General features: G+C 49.0%; 1 protein-coding gene. It reads left to right on the top strand.

The window, feature by feature from the left end:
• Window positions 1-62: 62 nt before the first annotated feature.
• On the top strand, window positions 63-1,060 hold a 998-nt coding region (locus NWF04_10845), incomplete at its 3' end, for a transposase (protein ID MCW4007062.1).

Below are 1,060 nucleotides of genomic sequence, written 5' to 3'. Positions count from 1 at the left end.
GTTTACGAAAATATGGCAAAAAAATCTAGACTTTCGTTTTTAACTATGATACGCCCACAGGCATGGAAATCAAAAGACCTTTTTCCTTGCATGAATGGCTATCAATACCGGAATCAGTTCAAAAGCACATCGAGGCTCAGGATCAAGCCATACTTCATCTGATGCACCAGGTTGAGCAGTTGAGCAAACGGATTGAGGAGCTTGAAAACCGATTGAATAAAAATTCTCAAAATTCAAACAAACCGCCTTCATCCGATGGTCCCTTTCATCCGCCTCGGACCGAGGCGGATAGAAAGAAACGCAAAAAGGGGGCTCAGCACGGGCATAAAGGAAATCGTCAACAACTGTTAAAGCCGACTCGGATTGTAAAGGTTGCGCCACAAAAGTGTTCCTGCGGCAGTAGCGACTTTAACGTCAGCCGGTTGAAATCCTATTACACGCATCAGGTGATTGAACTGCCAAAGATCCAGATGGACGTTACTCATTATATCCTGCAGCGCGGCAAATGTCGGTGCTGCGGACAGACAGTTAAAGCTTCTCTGCCGGCTGAAATCCGATCCGGCTATGGTCCCCGCTTTAGCGCTCTGATGGCCGAACTCAGCGGTGCCGAGGGTATGAGCCGCCAGGCGGTACAGCGTCTTTGCCACAGTGTACTGGAGGTGCCCATCTCCGTAGGCGCTATCCAGAAAATTCTGGATCGGGCCTCGGAAGCGATCAAACCTGTGTATGAGCGCATCGGCCGGATTGCCAGAACCTGCGGCGTCAACGGCATTGATGAGACCTCCTGGTTTGAAAACGGCAAACTTAAGTGGCTTTGGGCCATGGTCAATCAAAAGGTCTGTTTCTTTCTGGTTCACCCCAATCGCTCTCAAAAAGCCTTTGAATCTCTGATTGCGGACTGGAAGGGCATTCTCATCAGTGACGACTATGGAGTCTATAAAAACTGGATTAATCATCGCCAGCTGTGTTTGGCCCATTTAATCCGTCGAGCAAAGGCTTTATCGGAGCGCAAGGATGAATCGGTTCAACGCTTCGGGCAGCAACTTTGTGCCGAACTAAA

The sequence above is a fragment of the Candidatus Bathyarchaeota archaeon genome (genome assembly GCA_026014465.1).
GTDB lineage: Archaea > Thermoproteota > Bathyarchaeia > Bathyarchaeales > Bathycorpusculaceae > JADGNF01.
The sequence above is the reverse complement of the archived record's forward strand: the minus strand, read 5'-3'. Positions and strand labels throughout refer to the sequence as shown.